Origin of the sequence: Porticoccus sp., from assembly GCA_023261185.1 — a bacterium.
GTDB lineage: Bacteria > Pseudomonadota > Gammaproteobacteria > Pseudomonadales > Porticoccaceae > Porticoccus > Porticoccus litoralis.
This window is the reverse complement of sequence record JALRJN010000077.1, coordinates 54,609-79,478: the sequence shown is the minus strand read 5'-3', so window position 1 is coordinate 79,478 and position 24,870 is coordinate 54,609. Positions and strand designations below refer to the sequence as shown.

Genomic DNA, 24,870 nt, shown 5'->3' with positions numbered 1-24,870 from the left:
CTAACAAGCACGGCACAAGGCCCAAACACCGGTGGCGTTGACTCACCGGGTTGCCCTGAATAGCATGGTTCTCTCGTTCGCCAATTGAGATGTTGAGGCAAAGATGAAAAAAACCGGGGCATGGCTCACCTGTTACGCACTGGAACAGATTGGTGTCACCCGGGTTTTTGGCATCCCCGGAGCCCACAACGCAGACATCTACCGGGAACTTGAACACTCAGCCCGCATTACCCCACACCTGGTCACTCACGAAGCCAGCGCTGCCTTTATGGCGGATGCTGTCAGCCGCACGACAGACACCATCGGCACCCTGCTGGTGGTTCCTGGCGGCGGCATTACCCATGCAACCAGCGGCATTGCCGAGGCTTTCCTGTCGGGGATACCGTTGCTGGTCATTGCCGGCGGAGTCGAGCAGCAAACCGGCCATCGCTACCAGCTGCATGATATTGACCACCACAGCCTGCTGAAGCCGATCACCAAAGCCACCTTCCTGGTGGAGTCAGCCAACGACATCGCCCCCACACTATTTGAGGCCTACCGCTGCGCCATGGAGGGTGAACGGGGCCCGGTGTTTGTGGAAATTCCCATAGACCTGCAAGCCAATAGTTTTGACGTTCGCACCCTGCCCGAATTTCATGGTCACCCTAACCAACCACATCTGGACTCAGCGGCGATCGAAGAGGCCGCCCAGCGTTTGATTAATGCCAAACAGCCCGGCCTGTTTATCGGCTGGGGGGCTCGCCATGCCAGTGCCAGTTTACAGGCACTGGCATCACATCTGGGCGCACCGGTGGCCACCACGCTGCAAGGTCTTGGTGTATTTCCCGCCAGTCACCCCCTGCATGCCGGCATGGGTTTTGGCCCCGCCGCCGTACCGGCAGCACAACAGGCATTTGCTGATTGCGATTGCCTACTGGCAGTGGGTACACGCTTTTCAGAAACCTCCACCGGAAACTATGGCATGTCGCCACCTGCCAATCTGATCCATGTGGATATCAACCCCGACGTGTTCAACGCCAACTACGAAGCGGCGCTGACTCTGCAGGGAGATGGCAAGACCGTGGTAGACGCCCTGCTGTCCAGGATAAGCGAGTTGAGGCCCAATGCAGCCAACAGCCAGGTCCTGGCAAAAACCATCGCGACACTAAAACAGGAGTATCTGGACAGCTGGTTGAAATTACCCGGAGATAGAGTCAACCCGGCCCGTTTTCTGACAGCACTTCGCACTCACCTGCCAGCGGATGCCCTGCTGGCCTGTGATGATGGCAACCATACCTTTCTCGCCGCAGAGTTGTTCCCGATTCTACCGGGTGGCAATTTCATATCACCCAGCGATTTCAATGCCATGGGTTACTGTGTTCCGGCTACCAACGCCCTGAAACTCTGCCACCCCGACCAGGTCGTGGTCGGCATTGTCGGTGACGGAGCCATGATGATGACGGGGATGGAAGCCATCACTGCCAGCAAATATCACCTGGGAGTCATTTATTGCCTGTTTAACGATGGCGAACTTTCCCAGCGCAGCAGCCAGCGCCCCGGTCGTTACGGTGCCATGTCGAAACTGGGCGAAGCTGACTGGATTGCTTTTGCCCACGCCGTGGGCTGTGAATACGTGGCTGTGGAGGACAATCAGGAAATCGAGTCGGCCCTGAACACCGCGATGTCTCTCGCGGCCAAGCAACAACCGGTATTTATGGATGTACATGTGGATTACAGCCGTCGCAGCGCTTTTTCCGAAGGGCTATTGAAGGCCAGGCAAAAACAATCCGGCCGCACCTCCCGGGCCAGATGGCTGGCACAGGCGCTAAAAGACAAGATCGTTGGCTAGGGTCAAAGCTGTTGAAGCAGAAAAATCTGGTAAGCTGAAGACCCGTTAAAAATTATAAAAACCATGCAAACAACACCTCTGCTGGAAGCCGTCAGACAAGTTCGTCTGTTTGCCCTGATCGGCGGACCCATGCTAGCGGTGCTGGTTTTCTGGCTGGTGCCGGACAGCACCCGGGGACTGAATGGCGAACTGCTGACGCTGGGGGTACCCGGTCGTATTACGGCGGCACTGGCAGTCTGGATGGCAACCTGGTGGCTGACAGAAGCTGTATCCATTTATGCCACCGCCCTGTTACCCCTCGCCCTGCTGCCACTGGCTGGCGCCAATACCATTTCCACCACGGCACAGGCTTACGCTCACCCACTGATTTTCCTCTTTATGGGCGGCTTTATCCTCGCCCTCGCCCTGGAGAAGTGGCACCTGCACCGACGTTTTGCAATTTCCGTACTGCGGCTGGTTGGCACCAAACCATCCACACTGGTCGGCGGCTTTATGTTTGTTGCAGCTTCCATGAGCATGTGGATTACCAACACCGCCACCACATTGGTAATGCTGCCCATTCTGTTAAGCATTATTCAGTTACTGGACAAGGACGCACCCAACCGGGAAAACTTCAGTCTCTGCTTACTGCTCGGTGTCGCCTACGCAGCATCCATTGGAGGTATCGGCACCATCGTCGGCACCGTGCCCAACATGTTCACCGTATCCTTTATCGAGCGCGAACTGGGAATCGAGATCAGTTTTGCCCGCTGGATGACCATTGCCCTGCCTATTGTCGTGATCTTTATACCCACCGTCTGGTGGATGCTGACCCGCTGGATCTACCCACCGGGCGATCAGCCAGTCGATGGCGACTTTCTCAGGCAACCCCGGGAACCTTGGTCTCTCGGCGCGAAAATGACCTTGACCATTTTCCTGTTAACCGCCCTGTGCTGGATTGTGCGCCCGCTCCTGATCAAGTTACCGCTACTCTCGGGTTTGAGTGATACCGGTATTGCGATCATTGCAGCACTGTTGTTGTTTATTCTGCCGGTCAACCTGAAGGAGAGAGAATTTCTTATTGACTGGGAAACCGCCTTGAAGCTGCCATGGGGCATCCTGTTACTGTTCGGTGGCGGCCTGGCATTGGCTGGCGCTATTCGCAGTACCGGGGTCGGAGAGCTGCTGGCGGTGCAACTTGCCGGACTGCATGGTGTTCCTCCATTGGTTTTGACTCTGTTGGTGGTTACCTTGATTATTTTTCTCACCGAGTTAACCAGTAACACAGCCACTACCACGGCTTTGATACCCATTTTTGCCGTTATGGCCGAGGGGCTGGGCATTGACCCTCTACCGATTATCATTCCCGCCACCATAGCCGCCAGCTGTGCCTTTATGTTGCCGGTCGCAACGCCACCCAATGCCATCGTGTTCGGCTCCAACCTGATTCGCATTCCGCAAATGGCACGGGCGGGTTTCGGGATTAACCTGGTGGGTATACTGTTAATCAGCCTGACTCTTCACCTGACACTGGGCTAAGAGCCTTAACTACACAACGGAGTACACCACTTCATGCATATCTGGGTTGATGCCGACGCCTGTCCCAATCCCATCAAGGAAATACTGTTTCGTGCAGCATTGCGTTGCGAAGTTCCGCTGACCCTGGTGGCCAACCACGCCATCCGTGTGCCCTCCTCTCCGCTGATCAAGTTCCGCCAGGTAGAGAGTGGTTTTGATGTGGCGGACAACCTGATTGCCCAACAAGCCAGTACTGGCGATATTGTGGTGACCGGCGATATACCGTTGGCGGCTGAAGTGGTGGAAAAGGGTGTACAGGTGATCAGTCCCCGGGGTGAACATTTCACTCCGGCCAATATTCGTCAACGACTGGCGATGCGTAACCTGATGGAAGAATTGCGCAACACTGGCGAGGTTCGCGGCGGACCGTCCAGTCTTGGCAACACGGAACGACAACAGTTTGCCAATGTGCTGGATCGCCTTCTCGCCGCCCGAAAGAAATGACTCGAAACAAGAAAAAACCTTTATCCTTCAGGATGATACCCGTATACTTGCGCCCCTCATTTTATCCGGCCTTTGGCCATACAGGCTCCTCATATGTCTTCCCCTGATTTTACTTCACTGGGCATTGCCAACCCGGTGTTGCAAGCCGTGCAATCCCTCGGCTACGAACAACCCTCTCCCATCCAGGCACAAAGCATTCCCATCTTACTTGAAGGCGCTAACCTGCTGGGTGTCGCACAAACCGGCACAGGCAAAACCGCAGCCTTTGCTCTGCCATTGTTGAGTCGGCTCGACAGCACCCAGAAAACGCCCCAGGTGCTGGTGCTGACGCCTACCCGTGAGCTGGCGATTCAGGTTGCAGAAGCGTTTCAGACCTACGCCCGCCACATCAAAGGCTTCCATGTGCTGCCGATTTACGGTGGTCAGGATATGCGCGGCCAACTGCGCGGCCTGCAGCGCGGAGCTCAGGTGATTGTCGGTACCCCCGGACGTATTCTCGACCACCTGCGCCGCCGCAGTCTCAACCTTGGAGAGGTGCGGGCGCTGGTTCTGGATGAAGCCGACGAAATGTTGCGCATGGGCTTTATCGACGACGTAGAAACGATTCTTTCGGAAACCCCGAACAACTGTCAGCGCGCGCTGTTTTCCGCCACCATGCCGCCAGCCATTCGCCGGGTGGTTTCCAAATACCTCGGCGATGCAAAAGAAGTCAGCATCGCTTCTAAGACCCGCACCGTAGAGCGCATCAGCCAACGCTACCTGATGGTTCAGGGTCGCCACAAAATGGATGCTCTGACCCGTATTCTTGAGGTGGAAGATTTCGATGGCATGATCATTTTTGTGCGTACCAAATCAGCTACCGTGGAAGTGGCGGAAAAACTCGAGGCTCGAGGTTTTTCCTCTGCGGCGTTGAATGGCGACCTGAGCCAGGCATTGCGTGAGCGCACTATTAACCGCCTGAAGAAAAATCAGGTCGACATTGTCGTCGCTACCGATGTTGCCGCCCGCGGACTGGATGTGGAGCGAATCAGCCACGTCATTAACTACGATATTCCCTACGACAATGAAGCCTATGTGCACCGTATCGGCCGCACTGGCCGTGCCGGTCGCGAAGGCCAGGCCATTCTCTTCGTAGCCCCGAAAGAGCGTCGCCTGTTGCGCTCCATTGAACACTCGACCGGCCAGGCTATCACGTCCATGGACCTGCCCACCGGCGAGCAGGTCAGCAATCAGCGGGTTGAACAGTTCCAGCAACAGATTTTGAAGACCCTGGAAGCCACCGACCTCGATGTCTTCCGCGAATTGCTTGAAAAACTGGCCCATGATCAGGAACTGTCCATGACAGATATCGCTGCGGCACTCGCCTCGCAGCTGCAGCAGGATCGCCCGCTGTTTCCGAAGCTGGCCCACATTGAAACCGGCGATCGCAACCGTAATGCCGACAGAGAAAAACCTTCACGCGAACCCCGGGAACCACGCAGCCGCGAAAGAAGGGAACCTCGCGAGTCTGCCCGTGCAGAACGCCCGGAGCGTAACCGCGAACCGAGAAAGCAGCGCGATGAGCACGGCGAGTTCGAAATGGTCACCTACCGTATGGAAGTGGGGAAAAACCACGGCGTCACGCCAGGCGATATTGTTGGCGCCATTGCCAATGAAGCCGATATAGAAAGCCGCTACATCGGACACATCAAGCTGAATGATGATTACAGTACAGTGGAGTTGCCGGAGGGAATGCCAAAAGAGCTGTTTGATCACCTTCGCAACAAAGTGCGGGTTTGCCAGCACCCCATGAAGCTCAGCCTGGTGGACAGCGGCACATCGAAAAAACCTAGCAGCAAAGGCAAAGCAGAAAAAGAAAAACCGGCACATCCGAAGCCACGCAAAAAACGTAGCTGATCAACGTCCCCATCAAAGCCGGACACAGAGTCCGGCTTTTTTTTGCACTGACGAATACGGCACTGTCTCCTATACTCAGGCTTTGAACTGGTCAGGGAAGGCAAAAAGATGAAACGCATTGTGATCTGTGCCGATGGCACGTGGAATCGTCCGGAAAAAGATCTTGGCAAGGACCACCCCACCAACATTCTCAAGCTGGCCAGGGCAGTGCGCCCGGTGGATAACCAGTCGACACCTCAACAGGTGTTCTATGACTGGGGCGTGGGCTCCTATTATGACCCATTGATCGGAGGCGCCACCGGCAAGGGCATTAATAAAAACATCATGGATGACTACCGTTACCTGGTGCAGAATTATTCGCCCGGGGATGAACTGTTCCTATTCGGTTTCAGCCGCGGCGCCTACACCATCCGCAGCCTGTGCGGTCTGATCAATAATTGCGCCATACTGAAACGCCCGGATGCCCAGCTCATTCAACAGGCATTTGATCACTACAAAAAACCGGGCAAAGCCTACCACCCGGATGGCGAAGCATCCCTGGCCTTCCGCGCCAAACACGCTCACCCCAGTCGCGAGATCAAGTTTGTCGGGGTCTGGGATACCGTGGGCGCCCTGGGCATTCCCTTTTCCTTTCTCGGTTTACTGGATAAAAAGGACGAGTTCTACGACACCAAGATAGGACCCAACATCCGTATGGCACGTCATGCCATGGCCATTGATGAAGTTCGCTCGGACTTCCAGCCGACCATCTGGCAGCCCCGGCCAGGACTGGACCTGAAACAGGTGTGGTTTGCTGGAGTAAACAGCAATATCGGCGGCAGCTATGCGCCAGATGATGATGGCGGTTTGCTTTCGGATATTCCCCTAAAGTGGATGATCAGGGAAGCACGTCACGCGGGGCTGGGAGTGGAACAACACCTGCTCGATAATTTACGACCGGCACATTTGGCCACGCTGCATCGCTCACGCAAACATATTTACCGTTCAAAGAGGCCTTACTACCGGCCAATTGCGCACAATGACACACTATTGATGCACACCACAGTCAAGCAACGCTGGGAACAGGACTCAAGTTATCGGCCTAAAAATCTGGCACAACACCTGGAAGCCCACGGCTGGCCAACGCTGGTCAGCTAGGCGGAGATACCCTTGTAAGGCAGCATCATCACATTGGTGATTTTCCAGCTTTTATCCTGCTGCCTGACGAGGGTGTAAACCACCTGCCACAACTGCCGGTTGGCATCTGTCACCAGCAGTTCCTGCAATACTTCATCATCATCCAGAGAGCTGCGACCAAAGGTATAGGAAACCGGCCGGTAAAGTGGCTGATACTGATTGCGAACCATGGTGATAAACATTTCCTCGGTAGGAAATGCCTCTCTGACGCTGGGCGCTGCAAACGAATAGGCGGACTGGTGGTCGTCGACACGAAACGCCTGGATCTGCCCATCGATCACGTCCCGCACCGCGGCTCTATCCTCACCCTGTAGAGGTTCATCCGCAAGCGCAGAAAACGCCACGCACGTCAGCAATACCGTTATCAACAGCCGCCCTAAAGGGCTTTTTGATGCGTACACTCCAGCCATAAAATCACCTCATTCCCAGCCATCATCTGACATTAGTTTCCTTCTTATACCCAGGCGACCGGCTATTCGGATCAGTTTATCCCTTTGTTATTACTCCCTTGCACTTCCTTAACTCTAGCTCCAGCTCATGAATTCGTCTAATACCTCAGGTAGATAACGAGCCTGAATAGATCAATCAGTAATAAAAAATGACAAGACCAGTTTCAACAAGACAAAAAAAACCCGGCCTAAGCCGGGCGCATGGCGCGGAGGTAATCGTATTACAGGGCCAGTCGACGTATGTCGCCCAGCACTGCTGTCAGATAGGTAAAGAAGCGGCCACAATCGGCGCCGTTAATAATGCGGTGATCGTAGGAAACACTGAGGGGCAGCATCAGCCTCGGCACAAACTCACTGCCATTCCAAACCGGTTTTGTCTGGGATTTGGATACCCCGAGAATGGCAGCCTCAGGAGCGTTCACAATCGGTGTGAAGCCGTTACCCCCGATAGCACCTAGGCTTGAAATGGTGAAACAGCCCCCCTGCATGTCTGTTGCCGTCAACTTTCCTTCCCGGGCCTTGGCCGCCAACTCATTGGTTTCATCAGCCAGCTGCCACAAACCCTTACTGTCTACATCGCTGATCACCGGGACAACCAGCCCCCGGGGGGTATCAACCGCTATACCGATATGGATGTATTTTTTCTGCACAAAGTGTTCGCCATTGGCGGTAATGGAGCGATTGAATTCAGGATTCGCTGCCAGTGCATGGGCGCAGGCCTTGAGCAGGAATGGCAACGGTGTGACCTTGGTTCCGCGTTTTTCCGCCTCTTGCTTCAAGGATGCCCGGAAGACCTCCAGGTCCGTGATATCGGCATCGTCAAACTGGGTGACATGGGGCACATTCAGCCAACTGCGCTGCATATTTGCCGCCGTCAGCTTGTGAATTTTCTGTAGCGGGATCATCTCGATCTCGCCAAATTTGCTGAAGTCCACATCCGGAATTGCCGGAATATCGACCCCACCCGCAGACATTACAGGGGCGCTTTCAGCTTTGGCAACAGCTTGTTTTACGTAGTTGTGCAGATCTTCTTTGAGGATACGACCACGAGGGCCACTGCCGGAAACCTTGCTCAAGTCTACACCCAGCTCACGGGCCAGCGCCCTGGATGCAGGACCAGCATAGACATCTCCTGCCGACACGGCAGGTGCTTTCTCCTTAGTCTCGGCAGGGACCGGAGTTGGGGCCGTTGCTGGAGCCTCAGCCGGTGCCACTTGAGTTTCTGGAGCAGCTTCACTTGCAGTCGGTGTTGTTACCTGGTCAGGAGCCGAGGTCCTCATTCTGGCAATACGGTCGCCAGTGGAGACTTTATCCCCCACGTTGACCAATACCTCCAGCAATTCGCCATCAAACGGCGCAGGCAATTCCATGGTGGCCTTGTCGGTTTCCACCACCAGAATCCCGTCTCCTTCACTCAGAGTAGCGCCTGACTCAGCAGCAATTTCGATCACTTCCACCGCATCGGCACCGCCGGTATCCGGAACCAGGACATCCTGCTCAGCGGCTACCGCTGAAGCTGATGGCGCTGCGGGCTCGGCCACCGGAAGTTCCGCCTCGGCAACAGCCAGTGCATCACTGGATTCTGAGAGAGCGGAAGTCTCACCGTCTGCAGATGCACCAACGATCACAGCCAGCACATCCCCACTGGTAATCCTGTCGCCAACCTTGACCAACAGCTGTTTGATGGTACCACCACAGGAAGCAGGCACCTCCATCGTGGCCTTGTCGGTTTCCACCACCACGATGCCATCACCTTCAGCAATCACATCACCCTCGGCAACAGACAGCTCAATAATTTCAAGCGGTTCATCGGTGCCAGTATCCGGCACTGTGGCCTTTTGCTCTGCGGTACCCTGTGAGGCCGGTTTCGGCTGTTCGGCAACCGCTTCCGGTGCAGGATCAGACGTAGCTGTCTCTGGATTGGGAGCCTCCGTTTTCCCGGCAGCGACAGATTCAGTCTCGATTTCAGCAATCGGCGTACCCTCGCTGACCGTATCGCCCTCTGCCACCAGCATTTTTTTGATGATGCCGATCTGGGGACTCGGCACATCCATGGTCGCCTTGTCGGACTCAAGAACAATCAAGGACTGCTCAAGTTCAACACTGTCACCCTCTGCGACGCAAAGCTCGATGACTTCTACTGACTCGGCTCCGCCGAGATCGGGTACGAATATTGTTTCGGCTGTCACTATCTCTTCTCGTTCTCAGCAGCTCAAGGGGTTGATTTTTTCGGGGTCGAAGTTGAAGTCGGCAATTGCCTTGGCAACCACTGATTTCTCGATTTGACCCTCGTCAGCCAGCGCTTTAAGGGCTGCGACGGTTACAAAGTAGCGGTTGACCTCAAAGAAATGACGCAGTTTTTCCCGGCTGTCACTGCGACCAAAACCATCGGTGCCCAGCACGTAGTAGCTGGCTGGCACGAAGGCACGCAGTTGCTCGGTGTAGCTTTTCATATAGTCTGTCGCCACCACAACTGGACCCTGACGGTCTGCCAGCTGCTCGGTGATATAGGGAACTTTGGGATCAGACTCCGGGTGCAACATGTTCCAGCGCTGGGCAGCCTGCCCCTCGCGGGCCAGCTGGTTAACACTGGTGAGGCTCCAGATATCCGCCTCAACATTGAACTGCTCCCGCAGTATGTCAGCCGCAGCCCTCACCTCATTGAGAATGGCACCGGCACCCATCAGCTGCACTTTCAATTTGCTGTCACTGCTTTCCTCAAACAGGTACATGCCTTTGATGATGCCCTCTTCCGCACCTTCCGGCATCGCTGGCTGCAGGTAGTTCTCGTTCATGGTGGTGATGTAATAGAAGCAGTTTTCCTTGTCCTGGAACATCGACTTGAGGCCGTCCTGCATAATCACTACCAACTCGTAACCGTAAGCGGGATCGTATGTCCGGCAGTTGGGAATGGTGTTGGCCAGCACATGACTGTGGCCATCCTGGTGCTGCAAGCCTTCACCGTTCAGAGTCGTGCGACCGGACGTGGCGCCGATCAGGAAGCCCCGTGCCTGCATGTCGCCAGCAGCCCATGTGAAATCTCCAATGCGCTGAAAACCGAACATGGAGTAGAAGACGTAGACCGGTATCATCGGGCAATCGTAATTGCTGTAGGAGGTGGCCAGAGCCATCCAGGCGGACACGGCGCCAGCTTCATTGATGCCTTCTTCGAGAATTTGGCCGCGCTTGTCTTCCTTGTAATACATGATCTGGTCGCGGTCCTGGGGTACGTACTTCTGGCCCGCTGAGGAATAGATGCCCAACTGTCGGAACATCCCTTCCATACCGAAAGTTCTGGCCTCGTCGGGCACGATAGGCACGACCCTTTCACCGATATTCTTGTCTTTCACCAAGGCACCCAGCAGTCTGACAAAGGCCATGGTGGTGGAAATCTTGCGATCGCCGCTACTCTCCAGCAACTTGCTGAAATCATCCAGCGGCGGCGTCTGCAACGGCTCAAAGTCAGGACGGCGACTCGGTACCGGACCACCCAGCGCTGCACGACGTTTTTTCATGTAAGCCATTTCCGGGCTGTCTTCCGGCGGCCGGTAATAGGGAACCTTTTCCAACTCATCATCCGGGATGGGGATCCCGAAGCGATCCCTGAAATGCTTGAGCCCTTCAAAGTCCAGTTTCTTGATGGAGTGGGTATCGTTGGCAGCTTCACCAACACCCATACCATATCCCTTCACGGTTTTTGCCAGAATCACTGTGGGTTGCCCCTTGTGCGCCATGGCTTCCGCATAGGCAGCGTAGACCTTGTAGGGATCGTGACCGCCACGGTTCAGGTACATAATGTCGCGGTCACTGAGGTGTTCCACCATTTCCTTCAGCTCTGGGTAGGCGCCAAAGAAGTGTTCTCGGGTATAGGCACCACCGTTGTGTTTGTAGTTCTGATAGTCACCATCGCATGCTTCATCCATGCGTTTCTGCATCAATCCCGATTCATCTTTTTCAAACAGGGGGTCCCAATGACGACCCCAGACAACCTTGATGACATTCCAGCCCGCGCCGCGGAAAACACCTTCCAGTTCCTGAATGATCTTGCCGTTACCACGCACCGGCCCGTCCAGTCGTTGCAGGTTACAGTTAACCACAAACACCAGATTTTCCAGTTCCTCACGGCCTGCCAAGGAAATGGCGCCGAGGGTTTCCGGCTCGTCACACTCCCCGTCACCCAGGAATGCCCAGACCTTGCGATCGCCCCGAGGGGATAAGCCGCGTGCGGAGAGATAACGCATAACGTGCGCTTGGTAAATTGCCTGCAAAGGACCCAGCCCCATGGACACTGTGGGGAACTGCCAATAGTCCGGCATCAACCAGGGGTGCGGATAGGATGACAAACCCTTGCCATCTACTTCCCGGCGATAATTATCCAGCGCTTCTTCATCAAAGCGGCCTTCCAGGTATGAGCGGGCATAAATACCGGGGGCGCTGTGGCCCTGAAAATAAATCAAATCGCCCAACTCTTCTCCCTCGTTGCCACGGAAAAAATAGTTGAAGCCGATATCGTATAGCGTGGCCGAAGAGGCAAAAGAGGCGATATGCCCGCCAATGCCTTCTTCAGGATTTTTGTTGGCGCGCATCACCATCGCCAGAGCGTTCCAACGAATCATGGAGCGAATGCGCCGCTCCATAAACAGGTCGCCGGGCATACGTTTTTCGCGGGTAACAGGAATCGTGTTGCGATAGGGCGTGGTGATTGCCGGTGGCATACCGACACCGGTGGACGTCGCCCTGTCGAGCAGCTGCTGTAACAGAAACGCTGCACGTTCGGGGCCCTGGTATTTTAATACAGAATCCAGAGACTCAAGCCATTCCTGGGTCTCGACAGGATCCATATCTTTATGCATTTCCAATACCTTACTATTGATTCGTTATCGTTGTCGGGGATGCGGCTTTGTTCACTATAGAACATCCTCCGGCTATATGAATTTGCGGCTCACGCATGTGCCAACGGCGTGTAGTATAACTACATAAAAAAGGGCTTTCAACCACGACTTTGGGACAACTCTTCGCGATCAAAAGCCCTTTTAAAAACATCTATCTTTATGTATTTAAAGATATTTTTATTTTTACAAAAAATATAGTTTTATTACAAATTATTGGAAGGGAGGCGATAAATGTCTTTTTCACCCGCGAAACCATCACCGCCCATAAAGTTGCCGGAGCGGCTATCCAGCTGCAGGGAATAACCGGCCTCGCGCATAATCAGCCCATAGATTTCCACCACTTGCGGCAGGGTCATTTCCTCAATGGCTGCAATGACCTGCTGACGTCGAGCGAAGTCATAATCACGCAAATCAATGCTGCCCCAGTAGCGGGCTGATTGCTCAGCCAGGCTCTTGGGTTTTTCCCTGAGACCAGTGAGAATGGCCGCACGGTGACGCTCAAATTCTTCGCTGCTGAGAGCACTTACAACCCCAGCGAAGTCTTCGGTAAATTTGTCGATTGCAACCTCCAGTGCCGGTACGTCAGCCACCGGTGATTGCACCAGCAGACCAAAACCCGGTACGCGGTCCAGACCCTGATCCACTGCTGCCACCACATAGCCGAGCTGCTGCTGGGTTCTCAGGTCGTGAAAAAATGGCGCCTTGATCAGCTGTCGCAAAAACAGGAATCTGGCAGTTTCCTCGACACTGTCGTTGCGGCCCTGGTAGTAGCGGAGTATGCCCGCGTCTTTATGGTCAATCGCCATGGGCACCTGCATTTTTGCGCCGGGCAGCACTCGGGTAATACCCCTCTCAGGCCACGGCTGCGAATCTCCACTGGCGATTCTGGAGGACAATTTTTCAGCCATCTCAGCGGCCAACTGACCATCGATATTGCCGCTGGCGAATATTTCCAGATAAACGCCACGATAGAGCCCGGCGATAAATTCCCGGAACACTTCCGGATCGAGAGCCTCCAACGCTTCTGCCAGGCGCTCTGGCTGCCAGGCATTCACATCCAGCAAGTAGCTGGGCTCACGCATCAACTGCAGGTACGGAGTGTCTTTGGCCGAGTTGCGCCAACGACGGATCAACTCCTGCCTGAGACGCTCAATCAGTTCTGCCGACGTATCGGGCTTCAACAGACCTTCAGTGACCACATCAACGAGCAGCGGCAGCCTGTCATCAAAACCACTGAACAGCAGGCCGACACCATCGCTTCCACGGCTAACCCCGTAGCGCAAGCCGGCCAGAGCAGCCTCATAACTGGTTTCATTCAAGGTTTCTTCCACCAGACGCACATATAGGTCAGTCATGGCGGCTTCCACCAAGCCGCCATCTCCCGCACCGCGAATCGCCACGTAGAGCTGCGCTTTAGGTACCTGATAATAGTTGTCAGCATAGTGCCAAAGTCGGTAATGGGGGTTGCTAACCAACACCTTCGGCACTTCCGGTTGGGCCGCCCTTTGCGGAAACTTCAAATCAAAGTTTTTCGCCACAAAGGGATTGGCTTCGGGCAGAGCGAGCTGATCCTGGGCGGCAACGACGTCAGGCAGGGATGACACCCTGGTTACGCCGTAAGGTACCTGATATTTCTCGGTCATCCTGGCTGTATCCACATCGGGAGCCATCAGCATCACCATGGCGTTGTCCGGAGTCAGGTACTCAAGCATGCGCGTTAGCAATGCTTCATCGTATTCATCCATACGGTACGGGCCACGCATCACATCCGCGTAGGGGTATTCATGCAGGTTGGCTGCGAGACCGCTGACGCGGTTGATCGGGTCACTCAACTCCTTGAAGCGGAACTGCTGATCCGCCAGAGCGCCCTGCTCTTCAAATCGCCATTGAGCAATACCCTGCTGCTTGACCAGGTCAATTTCCTTGTAGGCCAGTGACAAGACTTCACGCCACTGATCATAACCAGCTGGCGTCAGCGCGATAGTGACATCAAAGCTACTGCCACTGCGATCGGCAATGCCCTCGCCGGCTCTCAGCCCTTCTGCCAGACCTCGGGATTTAAGTACCTCCAGCAGACTGCCCTTACCCTCGTGACCAATCAAATTACCCAGGTACGCCAGGGGCTTCTGACGATCGAATTCATGCATGGCGGGCATGGGAAACGTCAGGGACAGTTCCCTCAATTCACGTTCGGGCTGCATGGTCACCAGCAAAGGCAGCGAGCCCTCCCTGAACAATGGCTGACCATGGAACGGTTTTTCTGTCTTGAAATTGGGCACTTCCTGAAAGCGTTCCAGCACCATTGCCTGCAGTTCATCCAGGCTACGCGGCGCCAGCACGACCAGCGCCATGCGATCGGCAGAATAATGGGCTTTATAGAAGGCCAATAGATCCTGACGCAGCTTTCCATCGCGGTCCTCCAGGGTATCGAGATTACCGACACTAAATTTTGAAGCCGGATGCTCGGGATTCACCACCTGACTGAAAACATCCATCTGGCGCCGGTAATCATTTTTGATACGCGCCTTGTATTCAGAGTGCACTGCATTTTTTTCCCGATCGACATATTCAGCATTAAACAGCGGTGCCACAAAAAAACGGGAGAAACGGTCCAGAGCCGATTCAAAACTTGCCGGGTTGATATCAAAGAAATAATTGGTGTGCTCAAACGAGGTGTAGGCGTTATGGCGACCACCATGCTCACTAATAAAGGCCTGATACTCATCCGGCTCAGGGTATTTGTCGGTTCCCAGAAACAGCATGTGCTCAAGAAAATGTGCCAATCCCTGCCGTTGCAGCGGATCGCTGGAACTGCCGACAAACACATCCAGAGATGCCGCAGCCTTATCGGCCGTCGCATCTGAGATCAATAACACCTGTAGATTATTAGGCAGCAACAGATAGCGGTAGGAAGATGTATCCCCTTCGCTGCGGGCGATATCCTCCCTGACCAGAAGCTCGCTAAAGGCGGGGACAACAAACAGGAGACAAACGAAAGCTACAACGATTCTTTTCATGAAAATCCGTCTTTGTTTAAACGCACAATAAATAAATGGAGTTACTCAGACACCGTCTCGCCGGCATCAGTTCGCGGCCAGGCGTTATAAAGCGCCTTGACCAATGTCGCCAGGGGAATGGCGAAGAAGATTCCCCAGAAGCCCCACAGCCCGCCAAACACCAACACGGCAAGAATGATGGCAATCGGGTGCAGATTTACAGCCTCTGAAAACAGCAGTGGCACCAGCACGTTACCGTCCAGTGTCTGGATGATGCCGTAGATGATCACCAACCAAAACAGGTCACTACCCCAACCCCACTGAAAGTAAGCAACGACCGTGACCGGAATTGTCACCACCACCGCGCCGATATAAGGAATCACCACAGACAAGCCCACCAACAGCGCCAGCAATGCCGCGTACTGCAACCCCATGACCAGGAAAGCGACATAGGTCACCAGACCAACCACCAGGATTTCTATCGCCTTGCCACGCACGTAATTGGCCATCTGCATGTTCATTTCATGCCAGATCCGCCACATGACCGGTCGTTCCTTGGGCAGCAGCGCCGACATCATAGCCAGCAGTTCATCCTTGTCCTTCAGCAGGAAAAAGACCAGCAATGGCACCAGTACCAGATAGACCATCATCACCACCACGCTGGGAAAGGTGCTGAAGGAAAAGGTCACGATACGCTCCGCCATTCCGGCAACTTCTTTCGATGCCTGGGACAGTAGATCCTTGAGTTGCACTTCTGAGATCAGGTGCGGATATTTTTCCGGCAGCAGCATCAGCACACTCTGCCAATGTTTCACCATGGCGGGAATTTCCCCGGTAAGGTTCGCCGCCTGGCGACCGATCAGGGGCAACAGGATCACCAGTATCGCCAGAAATATGCCCACAAACATCAGAAACACCAGAATAACTGCGAGCAACCGGGGCACCTTCCAGGCCACCAGGCGGTTGACACTGCCCTGCAAGAGGAAAGCAAAAATCATCGCCGCCAGAAAAGGTGCCAATATCTCACCCATGGTGACCATCACCACCAGCGCCAACGCCAGCACGAAAGTGAGCAATACCGCTTCTTCTTCACCGAAGTAACGGTTAATCCAGGAATCAAGCACTTTCCACATACCGGCTCCTCGCCAGACATTATGCCTATCAGGTAGCAGGCAGATTACGTAATCCCCCAGCCCGCATCAAGGGACAAGCCCTCAGCTTTAATATCCGCTACGGTTTTTAGGGAGAAACTGCACGAATCACAATGAATTTGGTCATAGAGTTACGTTAACATGCCAAAAACCCGGCCTGAGAGGCCACAAAATGGATTGAGAATTAGTGTCCAGTAACCGTCCACGTACTTTTCTAACCACCATGGCACTTTGCCTGGCGATATTCCTTACCCCGGAAACTCGTGCCGCCAACATTCAGCTACCCTCTCTGGGAGACACCTCCTCGGCGGTCATATCAACACAACAGGAATACGAACTGGGTCAGGCATGGTTACGGGCCTATCGCAGCCGCATTTCCGAATATAACGATCCGCTGCTACACGACTACCTGGAAAGGCTATTACACAATCTGGCATCCCACAGCGAACTACAGGACCACCGCCTGTCCCTGGTGGCCATCAACAACGCTTCCATGAACGCTTTTGCAGTTCCCGGTGGCGTAGTGGGCGTCCACCTCGGACTGTTCCGCTACGCCAAGTCAGAGGACCAGCTGGCATCCGTGCTGGCCCACGAACTTGCGCACTTGAGCCAGAGACACTTTGCCCGTCGTGTGGCCGAACAACGTAAGAACAGCATGGTTTCCATGGCCGGCATGCTGGCCAGTTTAGTACTGGCCGCGACCGTGGGTGGAGATGCGGGCATGGCAGCGATGACGGCAACCCAGGCCGCCAGCCTCGAAAACTCCCTGCGCTACAGCCGGCAAAATGAACAGGAAGCAGATCGCCTTGGCATTGAAACCGTTTACGCCGCCGGTATGGACCCCTCGGCAGTCGGCGGCATGTTTGAAGAGATGCTGCGAGCCACACGCTACACCGGCAACCGGCCCCCTGAATTTCTCCTCACTCACCCACTTACCGAGAGCCGTGTGGCCGATGCCAACAATCGCATTGCCCAGTATCCGAAAAAATATTATCCGGATAATGTGGAATATCACCTGATGCGCGCGCGCTCAATGATGGCCATGGATCAGAATCCGACGGTATCACTCAACCGTTTCCAGAGTGAACTGGATGGCGATAGTCTGAATCACGAAGCCTCTCGCTACGGTACGGTGCTCGCCCATGCGGCACTGGGCAACACCGGCAAGGCGCGGGAAGCACTGGCACCGCTGTTAAAAGCCTCACCCGGAAAACTGACCTACCGCCTGCAAGATATTGCGCTGGACCGTCAGGAACAGAAATTTGTCAATGCCATCGAAAAAAGTCAGCAGCTGCTGCGCCGCCACGCCGACAGCTACCCCCTACGCATGTCGCTGGCGGAAACCTACATGAAGGCCAATCGCTTTACAGAGTCGGAACAGCTACTGCGGTCTATGACTCCGGAGTACCCGGACAACCCTTATATCTGGTTTCAACTCGCTGAAGTCAGCGGCTTGGCTGGAAATATCTCCGGGGTCCACAAGGCCCGTGCCCAGTACTACCTGTTGAATGGCGTCTTTGACAAAGCCCGGGATCAGCTGGGCTATGCTCGCAAGCTGCTGATTAACGATTTCAAGGAAGTTGCCATCATTGACCAGCAACTGCGTGACCTGGAACAACTGCAGAAAAAAATGGAGGAGTTCAGGGGCGGGTAGTTCAGCGCGACCCTACAGCCCCTGAAGATTCAGCAGCCAGCTGCTGCTCGCGGAAATCCAGCATACGCTGCAATGACACCATTGCCTGCCTGGAAACCTCCGGGTCAACGTGAACTTCATTGAGACCCTGTTCCAGGGACGTCATCAGGTTTTCCAGATGATTCATGGCCATCCACGGACAGTGGGCGCAGCTGCGACAGGTGGCCCCCTCGCCGGCGGTAGGCGCAATAATCAACTCTTTGTCCGGCGCAGCCTGCTGCATTTTGTAGAAAATCCCGCTGTCGGTAGCGACGATCATGCGTTTATTGGGCAGGGTCTTTGCGGCATGGATCAACTGTGAGGTGGAACCCACCGCATCAGCAATATCAACCATCGCATCCGGTGACTCTGGATGCACCAGCAATGCCGCATCGGGATACATCTGTTTCAGACTCTCGACACCGCGGGCCTTGAACTCCTCGTGAACGATACAGCTGCCATCCCACAACAGCATGTCGGCCCCGGTTTTTTTCTGTACGTAACTGCCCAGATATTTGTCCGGCGCCCAGAGAATTTTTTCACCGCGACTATCCAGGTAATCCACCACATCCAGGGCAATGCTGGAGGTCACCACCCAGTCAGCCCGGGCCTTCACCGCCGCTGAAGTATTGGCGTAGACCACCACGGTGCGATCCGGGTGCTGATCACAGAAGTCCGCAAAATCGTCAGCAGGGCAACCGATATCCAGAGAGCAAGTCGCCTCCAGAGTTGGCATCAGCACCGTTTTTTCAGGGGTGAGAATTTTGGCTGTCTCCCCCATGAACTTCACACCGGCAACCACGAGAGTTGTCGCCGGATGAGTACTGCCGAAACGGGCCATCTCCAGGGAATCCGACACGAAGCCACCGGTCTCCTCAGCCAGTCGCTGAATCACCGGGTCGGTGTAGTAATGGGCAACAATCACTGCATTGTTTTCTTGCAGCAACTGCTTGATGCGGGAACGGTAATGCGCCTCTTCTTCCGGCGTATAACGCGGCTCTTCATGCATCTGATTGAGATAATTTTCCACGATATCACGGTGATCAGATTCACTGGCGATATGCAGTTTGGCAGTCTGACTCATAGGCAGGAATAATAATGAATAATGCTTGCTGGAATTTTAACACAGAAGCTTGCACCCTTTTGCACACAACATTAACAAGACGCCGGGGCATAATCTGTAAAAAACAACTCATCTGTCGCTTCATAACACCTCCTCAGAAAGTTAAAGTGTTGCCATGACGCTACTTCTGATTTATCTGGCTATTGCCATCGGCATTTCCTTCCTCTGTTCGGTGCTGGAGGCTGTACTGCTGTCCACTACCCCGGCCTATGTCGAACAGCTCCAGGCATCCAACAGCCGGTCCGGCAAAGTGCTTGCCCGCATCAGGGAGCAACTGGACGAGTCCATTTCAGCGATTCTGATTCTGAATACCTTCGCCCACACCATGGGCGCCGTGGGTGTCGGCTCCCAGGCAGTGCAGATCTACGGCGAACGCTGGGAAACCCTGATCGCCATTCTGCTCACCCTGGCTATTCTGTATTTCTCGGAAATCATCCCGAAAACCCTGGGTGCCACCTACTGGCGGAGACTGGCAATACCCTGCGCTTACATAATTGGCTGGCTGTCACGGATTGTTTTCCCTCTGGTCTGGGCGTCAACCCGGCTGACAAAACTGTTCAGCAGCGACCATGACCACGAAATTACCCGTGAGGAAATCATTGCCCTGGCGGCACTGGGCAGAAAAGGTGGCAGCCTGCTCAACCGGGAGAACGAATACGTATCCAACGTGCTGCGCCTCCGGGATATCAAAACGGAAGAAATTCTGACACCGCGCACCGTGACCCACGCCCTGCCGGAAACCATGAGCATCAGGGAAGCCCTCGATCAGCCGGGAACCCGGGAATTCACCCGGATTCCGGTGTATGGCAAGAGCATAGACAACATCACTGGCAAGATATTTCGCCTCGACCTTTTTGATGCCGAGCGCGCCGGCAACAAGGACATGCCACTGTCAGACATTGCCAAGCCGATTCTTTCCGTCTCCGAAAAACTGCCGGTGCAGCAACTCCTCGATCTGTTTCTCAAACACAAAGCCCACCTGTTCCGGGTAGAAGACGAGTTTGGCCAGACCGCCGGTATCGTTACCCTGGAAGATGCCATCGAAACCCTGCTCGGCAGGGAGATTGTGGATGAAACAGACCAGGTGGCCGATCTGCAAGAACTGGCCAAGGACAAATACCGCGAACGTCTCCGGGATATCAAACTGAACCACAGCGACGACTGACCACCGTCCAGCCCACCACTACCTGCCATACATCTTGCTTCACCGAAGGATCAGCTGAGCACGCCGTCATATATCTGAAATATCATATATATGATATTTCAGATATCATGGCCCCAGAAATGACTCACACAAGGCGTGGCAATATGGATCCTGTTCAGTTTTTCAAATGTCTGGCCGACGAAACCCGACTGCGCTCTCTCATGCTGATCGAAGGGGAAGGCGAACTCTGTGTGTGCGAACTCACCGCTGCCCTCGGGGAAAGCCAACCGAAAATTTCCCGTCACCTGGCCCAGCTGCGTCAGTGCGAATTACTGCAGGACCGCCGCCAGGGACAATGGGTTTTCTACGGCATCAACCCATCACTGCCCGACTGGGCCAGGACCGTTCTGAGGGAAGCCACCCAAAACAATAGTGCGTTCCTTTCAGACAGTCTCGACAACCTCTGCCACATGGGCGAACGCCCGGAGCGAGCCCGAGCCTGCTGTTAACCCACGGCATTCAACCCTGTAACCATCGAGGATTTTAGGATGACCATCAAAGTTGGAATCAACGGTTTTGGCCGCATGGGCCGACTGGCGCTACGCGCCGCCTGGGACTGGGAGAAACTGGAATTCGTTCAGATCAACGACCCCGCCGGGGATGCCGCCACTCTAGGCCACCTGCTGACTTTTGATTCTGTCCACGGGCGCTGGCGGCACGAGGCCACGGCCGACGGCGAAGATATGCTGATCGGCGACCGCCGCATCCGCTGCACACAGAATAAAGCCATCGGCGACACCGACTGGTCCGGCTGCGATCTGGTGATCGAGGCCTCCGGCAAGATGAAATCCAGCCAAGTATTACAGGCCTACCTGGACCAAGGGGTGAAACGGGTGGTGGTCACCGCACCCGTCAAGGAAGAAGGCGTGCTGAACGTGGTGATGGGCGTCAACCACCATCTCTACGACAGAACGCGCCACCCCATCATCACCGCCGCCTCCTGCACTACCAACTGCCTGGCTCCGGTGGTCAAGGTGATTCATGAAAACCTCGGCATCCGCCACGGCTCCATGACCACGATTCACGATCTTACCAACACCCAAACCATCCTCGATGCCCCGCACAAGGATCTGCGCCGGGCCCGAGCCTGCGGCATGAGCCTGATCCCTACCACCACCGGTTCAGCCACTGCCATTACGCATATTTTCCCGGAGTTGAAAGGCCGCTTGAATGGACACGCGGTCCGGGTACCGCTGGCCAACGCCTCCCTTACCGACTGTGTATTTGAGGTGGAAAAAGCCACCTCTGCCGAAGCCGTCAACCAGCTGTTGAAAACCGCATCCGAGGGCGAACTAAAAGGCATTCTGGGCTATGAAGAACGGCCGCTGGTGTCCATTGACTACAAGACAGACCCCCGCTCCAGTGTCATCGACGCCCTCTCCACTATGGTGATCAACGATACGCAAGTGAAACTCTACGCCTGGTACGACAACGAGTGGGGATACGCCAACCGCACCGTGGAACTGGCGCGAATGGTAGGAATGCAGGACCAGTAAAACACATGTCACCACTCGCCAGACTGAGCCAGGAAGTCCGCCAGTACCTGATTGTCACCGGCAATTACTGGGCTTTCACGCTGACCGATGGCGCACTGCGCATGCTGGTGGTGCTGCATTTCCACGATCTCGGCTACAGTCCCCTGGAAATAGCCCTGCTGTTCCTGTTTTACGAATTTTTCGGTGTGGTCACCAACCTGGTGGGGGGCTGGCTGGGTGCCCACATCGGCCTCAACCGCACCATGAATATCGGCCTGCTGATGCAGGTGGTGGCACTGGCCATGCTACTCGTGCCCGCGACCTGGCTCACGGTGCCCTGGGTGATGGCCGCCCAGGCCCTGTCCGGCATCGCCAAGGATCTCAATAAGATGAGCGCCAAAAGCGCCATCAAGCTGCTGGTGCCGAAAGAGTCCATGGGCACCCTGTACCGCTGGGTGGCTCTGTTGACCGGATCGAAAAACGCCCTCAAAGGGGCCGGTTTCTTTCTCGGGGGGGCGCTGCTGGTGCTGCTCGGCTTTCGCACCACCGTGGCCAGCATGGCGGCGGGCCTCACCGTGGTCTGGCTACTGAGTTTGCTGGCGCTGAGGGGCGAGCTGGGTACGGCAAAACAGAAACCGAAGTTCACCCAGCTTTTCTCTCGCAGCGGGCCGATCAATTACCTCTCAGCAGCCCGCCTGTGCCTGTTCGGTGCCCGAGATGTGTGGTTCGTGGTGGCGTTGCCGGTGTACCTGTCGGCGGCGCTCGCTTGGGATCACTGGCAGGTGGGCAGCTTTCTGGCCCTGTGGATTATCGGCTACGGCGTTATCCAGTCCCTGGCACCGCTGCTGACGGGCAGACAGCGCAATCGAGTACCGGATGGCCAAACGGCCTTTGCCTGGGGCTTGCCACTAATAGCAATCCCCGCGCTAATTGCCCTGGCGATCACTCTGGACTGGCAGGCCAACACCGTACTGGTGGCGGGGCTGATGTTGTTTGGCATGCTGTTCGCCATCAATTCCTCTCTGCACAGCTACCTGATTGTCAGCTATGCCCGGGAGGACGGGGTGTCACTGGATGTGGGCTTTTATTACATGGCCAATGCCATGGGGCGACTGCTGGGCACGGTATTATCCGGCTGGCTGTTTCAGGTCAGCGGACTCGCCGCCTGCCTGTGGGTTTCGACACTATTGATTGCCGCTGCCGCCATCATCTCGCTGCGCCTGCCAAAACGCATATCCGGCCCTGAAGCAACTTGAATCGTAGCGGGGCAATCACTTTGTTTAACCCGGGGTTTATACTCCCTAGAGCCCTACACTTAAATTTCTCGGCGGCACAACAAACTGGCCACCGGATTTATCGGGTGAATTAATAACCCGAAACAAGCGCCAGGAGCATCAATGAAGAACAAATGGTTGAACTTGTATCAGCAGAACCCGGCCCAAGTGCGCTTGATGCTGTTGATGGTCAGCGGTTTTTTGGTGATCTATTTTTTACCCCTGGGCGCGGCGCGTTTTGACAATGCCCTGATGGAAGGCTTCAGGCTGACCCACTGGTATGCACGGGAACACGTGATCCTGTGCCTGCTGCCGGCCTTTGTCATCGCCGGTGCCATGGCCGTCTATATCAGTCAGGGTGCCGTAATGCGCCATCTGGGTCCCCAGGCGCCAAAGCCGATAGCATTCGGGGTGGCCTCCGTGTCCGGCTGTCTGCTTGCCGTTTGTTCCTGCACGGTACTGCCACTGTTCGGTGGCATCTACAAACGCGGGGCAGGACTAGGCGCCGCAATCGCCTTCCTCTATTCAGGACCAGCCATCAACGTTATGGCCGTCGTGGTCACAGCCAAGGTGCTGGGAGCCGAACTTGGGATTGCCCGGGCAGTTGGCGCCATCCTGTTTGCCCTGGTGATCGGCGCGATCATGCACCTGATCTACCGTCGTGAAGAGGCGGCCCGCTCCGCCACCGGGAAAGGCTTTGCCACCGAGGATGGTGACCGGCCACTGAGCGCCGTCGTTGCTTTCTTCTCACTCCTGATCGGCATCCTGGTATTTGCCAACTGGGCGGCCGCCGACAGCCCCACCTGGATGTTAATTCACCACTGGAAGTGGCAGATCACCGCACTGCTGGCGGTCGCCTTCGGCGCGTTACTGGTGTGGCGCTGGCATTGGCCCGCCCGCCATCTACTCATCCTTGGCATAGCCATTGCCCTGCTGGTGCTGCTGTTCCCCAACACCCCCGAGCTTCCATTCGCCACCGGCATCATCGGCCTGATGCTATTGGCTGCCGGGCGCGATGATGACCGGGAATGGGCGGCACAGAGCTGGGACTTCACCAAGCAAATTGTCCCGCTGCTTCTCGCGGGGGTATTTGTGGCGGGCCTACTGCTGGGCAGGCCTGGCTTTGAAGGGGTCATTCCCTCCGAGTGGGTGACAATGGCGGTAGGCGACAACAGTTTCCTGTCCACCCTGTTGGCGTCGCTGCTGGGTGGCTTTATGTATTTTTCCACCCTGACGGAAGTCCCCATTGTGGAAGGCTTGATCGGCAACGGCATGGGCAAGGGACCCGCCTTGGCCCTGCTGCTGGCGGGCCCGGCCATCTCGCTGCCAAACATGCTGGTGATCCGCACTATCATCGGCACCCAAAAGACGCTTATTTACTGTTCCCTGGTGGTGGTGATGGCCACCATCAGTGGCTTTCTCTACGGCAATTTTTTCTAGGAGTGACACCAATGAGGCTAACTATTTACGGCAAAGGCTGTAGCAAATGTGAAAAATTGCAGGAGTACACCGAATTTGCCGCCCAGGCACTAGGGCTTGATTACGAGTTGGAAAAAGTAACTGACATGAACCAGATCATAGATGCCGGAGTGATGCATACACCGGCCCTGGCCGTGGATGGAGAGATAGTCCTGGAAGGACGTATCGGCAGTATTAATCAGATTACGGAGTTACTAACGTCGGCAACCTGATTATCGAGTCCAAGCAGGCACCATTCAGAAAAGCAGAAAGCT

18 protein-coding genes are annotated in these 24,870 nt (G+C 55.3%); 12 read left to right on the top strand and 6 right to left on the bottom strand.

All coding sequences use genetic code 11. The annotated features are described in order from the left end of the window. Positions 1-103: 103 nt before the first annotated feature. From ACYZYZ_RS07335 to ACYZYZ_RS07315, 5 genes are all read left to right on the top strand, one after another. Positions 104-1,828 (top strand): thiamine pyrophosphate-binding protein, encoded by a 1,725-nt coding sequence (locus ACYZYZ_RS07335; RefSeq protein WP_461483803.1) that lies wholly within the window; start codon positions 104-106, stop codon positions 1,826-1,828. A gap of 63 nt (positions 1,829-1,891) precedes the next feature. Beyond that, positions 1,892-3,346, top strand: a complete 1,455-nt coding sequence (locus ACYZYZ_RS07330; RefSeq protein WP_461483802.1) for an SLC13 family permease — start codon at positions 1,892-1,894, stop codon at positions 3,344-3,346. Between the two features lie 33 nt (positions 3,347-3,379). Beyond that, entirely contained in the window at positions 3,380-3,829 is a 450-nt protein-coding gene (locus ACYZYZ_RS07325) for a YaiI/YqxD family protein (RefSeq protein ID WP_305169479.1), read from the top strand. 93 nt (positions 3,830-3,922) lie between these two features. Continuing rightward, positions 3,923-5,725 (top strand): DEAD/DEAH box helicase, encoded by a 1,803-nt coding sequence (locus ACYZYZ_RS07320; RefSeq protein WP_461483801.1) that lies wholly within the window; start codon positions 3,923-3,925, stop codon positions 5,723-5,725. A gap of 108 nt (positions 5,726-5,833) precedes the next feature. After that, positions 5,834-6,862 carry a DUF2235 domain-containing protein gene (locus ACYZYZ_RS07315; protein WP_461483800.1) on the top strand — a complete coding sequence of 343 codons (1,029 nt, stop codon included), beginning with the start codon at positions 5,834-5,836 and terminating at the stop codon, positions 6,860-6,862. On the opposite strand, the gene ACYZYZ_RS07310 is transcribed toward ACYZYZ_RS07315, so the two are convergent. From ACYZYZ_RS07310 to ACYZYZ_RS07290, 5 genes are all read right to left on the bottom strand, one after another. Then, entirely contained in the window at positions 6,859-7,311 is a 453-nt protein-coding gene (locus ACYZYZ_RS07310; RefSeq protein ID WP_305169482.1) for a DUF4864 domain-containing protein, read from the bottom strand. The genes ACYZYZ_RS07315 and ACYZYZ_RS07310 overlap by 4 nt on opposite strands. Before the next feature lie 260 nt (positions 7,312-7,571). Then, the gene (gene aceF, locus ACYZYZ_RS07305) at positions 7,572-9,539 is read right to left on the bottom strand and encodes a dihydrolipoyllysine-residue acetyltransferase (RefSeq protein WP_461483799.1); all 1,968 of its coding nucleotides are present in this window, start codon (positions 9,537-9,539) and stop codon (positions 7,572-7,574) included. A gap of 15 nt (positions 9,540-9,554) precedes the next feature. Further along, positions 9,555-12,203 carry a pyruvate dehydrogenase (acetyl-transferring), homodimeric type gene (aceE, locus tag ACYZYZ_RS07300; protein WP_461483798.1) on the bottom strand — a complete coding sequence of 883 codons (2,649 nt, stop codon included), beginning with the start codon at positions 12,201-12,203 and terminating at the stop codon, positions 9,555-9,557. A gap of 242 nt (positions 12,204-12,445) precedes the next feature. Continuing rightward, positions 12,446-15,259, bottom strand: coding sequence for an insulinase family protein (locus ACYZYZ_RS07295; RefSeq protein WP_461483797.1), 2,814 nt, complete (start codon positions 15,257-15,259; stop codon positions 12,446-12,448). A gap of 41 nt (positions 15,260-15,300) precedes the next feature. Then, positions 15,301-16,371, bottom strand: a complete 1,071-nt coding sequence (locus tag ACYZYZ_RS07290; protein WP_461483796.1) for an AI-2E family transporter — start codon at positions 16,369-16,371, stop codon at positions 15,301-15,303. A 205-nt stretch (positions 16,372-16,576) separates the two neighbouring features. Between ACYZYZ_RS07290 and ACYZYZ_RS07285 the strand changes: the two genes are divergently transcribed. Continuing rightward, a complete protein-coding gene (locus ACYZYZ_RS07285; RefSeq protein ID WP_461483795.1) occupies positions 16,577-18,043 on the top strand; it encodes a M48 family metalloprotease in 1,467 nt (488 codons plus the stop codon). A 1-nt stretch (position 18,044) separates the two neighbouring features. On the opposite strand, the gene nadA is transcribed toward ACYZYZ_RS07285, so the two are convergent. Next, positions 18,045-19,145: a quinolinate synthase NadA gene (gene nadA / locus ACYZYZ_RS07280; protein ID WP_461483794.1), complete on the bottom strand. Its 1,101-nt coding sequence runs from the start codon at positions 19,143-19,145 to the stop codon at positions 18,045-18,047. Between the two features lie 154 nt (positions 19,146-19,299). On the opposite strand from nadA, the gene ACYZYZ_RS07275 reads away from it, so the two are divergent. From ACYZYZ_RS07275 to ACYZYZ_RS07250, 6 genes are all read left to right on the top strand, one after another. Beyond that, positions 19,300-20,349, top strand: a complete 1,050-nt coding sequence (locus ACYZYZ_RS07275; RefSeq protein WP_461483793.1) for a CNNM domain-containing protein — start codon at positions 19,300-19,302, stop codon at positions 20,347-20,349. Between the two features lie 143 nt (positions 20,350-20,492). Next, entirely contained in the window at positions 20,493-20,837 is a 345-nt protein-coding gene (locus ACYZYZ_RS07270; RefSeq protein WP_461483792.1) for a metalloregulator ArsR/SmtB family transcription factor, read from the top strand. Between the two features lie 39 nt (positions 20,838-20,876). Then, positions 20,877-21,884 carry an ArsJ-associated glyceraldehyde-3-phosphate dehydrogenase gene (locus ACYZYZ_RS07265; RefSeq protein ID WP_461483791.1) on the top strand — a complete coding sequence of 336 codons (1,008 nt, stop codon included), beginning with the start codon at positions 20,877-20,879 and terminating at the stop codon, positions 21,882-21,884. Positions 21,885-21,889: 5 nt separating this feature from the next. After that, a complete protein-coding gene (arsJ, locus tag ACYZYZ_RS07260) occupies positions 21,890-23,119 on the top strand; it encodes an organoarsenical effux MFS transporter ArsJ (RefSeq protein WP_305169492.1) in 1,230 nt (409 codons plus the stop codon). A 141-nt stretch (positions 23,120-23,260) separates the two neighbouring features. After that, a complete protein-coding gene (locus tag ACYZYZ_RS07255) occupies positions 23,261-24,577 on the top strand; it encodes a permease (RefSeq protein WP_305169493.1) in 1,317 nt (438 codons plus the stop codon). An 11-nt stretch (positions 24,578-24,588) separates the two neighbouring features. Beyond that, positions 24,589-24,828, top strand: coding sequence for a thioredoxin family protein (locus ACYZYZ_RS07250; protein ID WP_305169494.1), 240 nt, complete (start codon positions 24,589-24,591; stop codon positions 24,826-24,828). Positions 24,829-24,870: the final 42 nt, after the last annotated feature.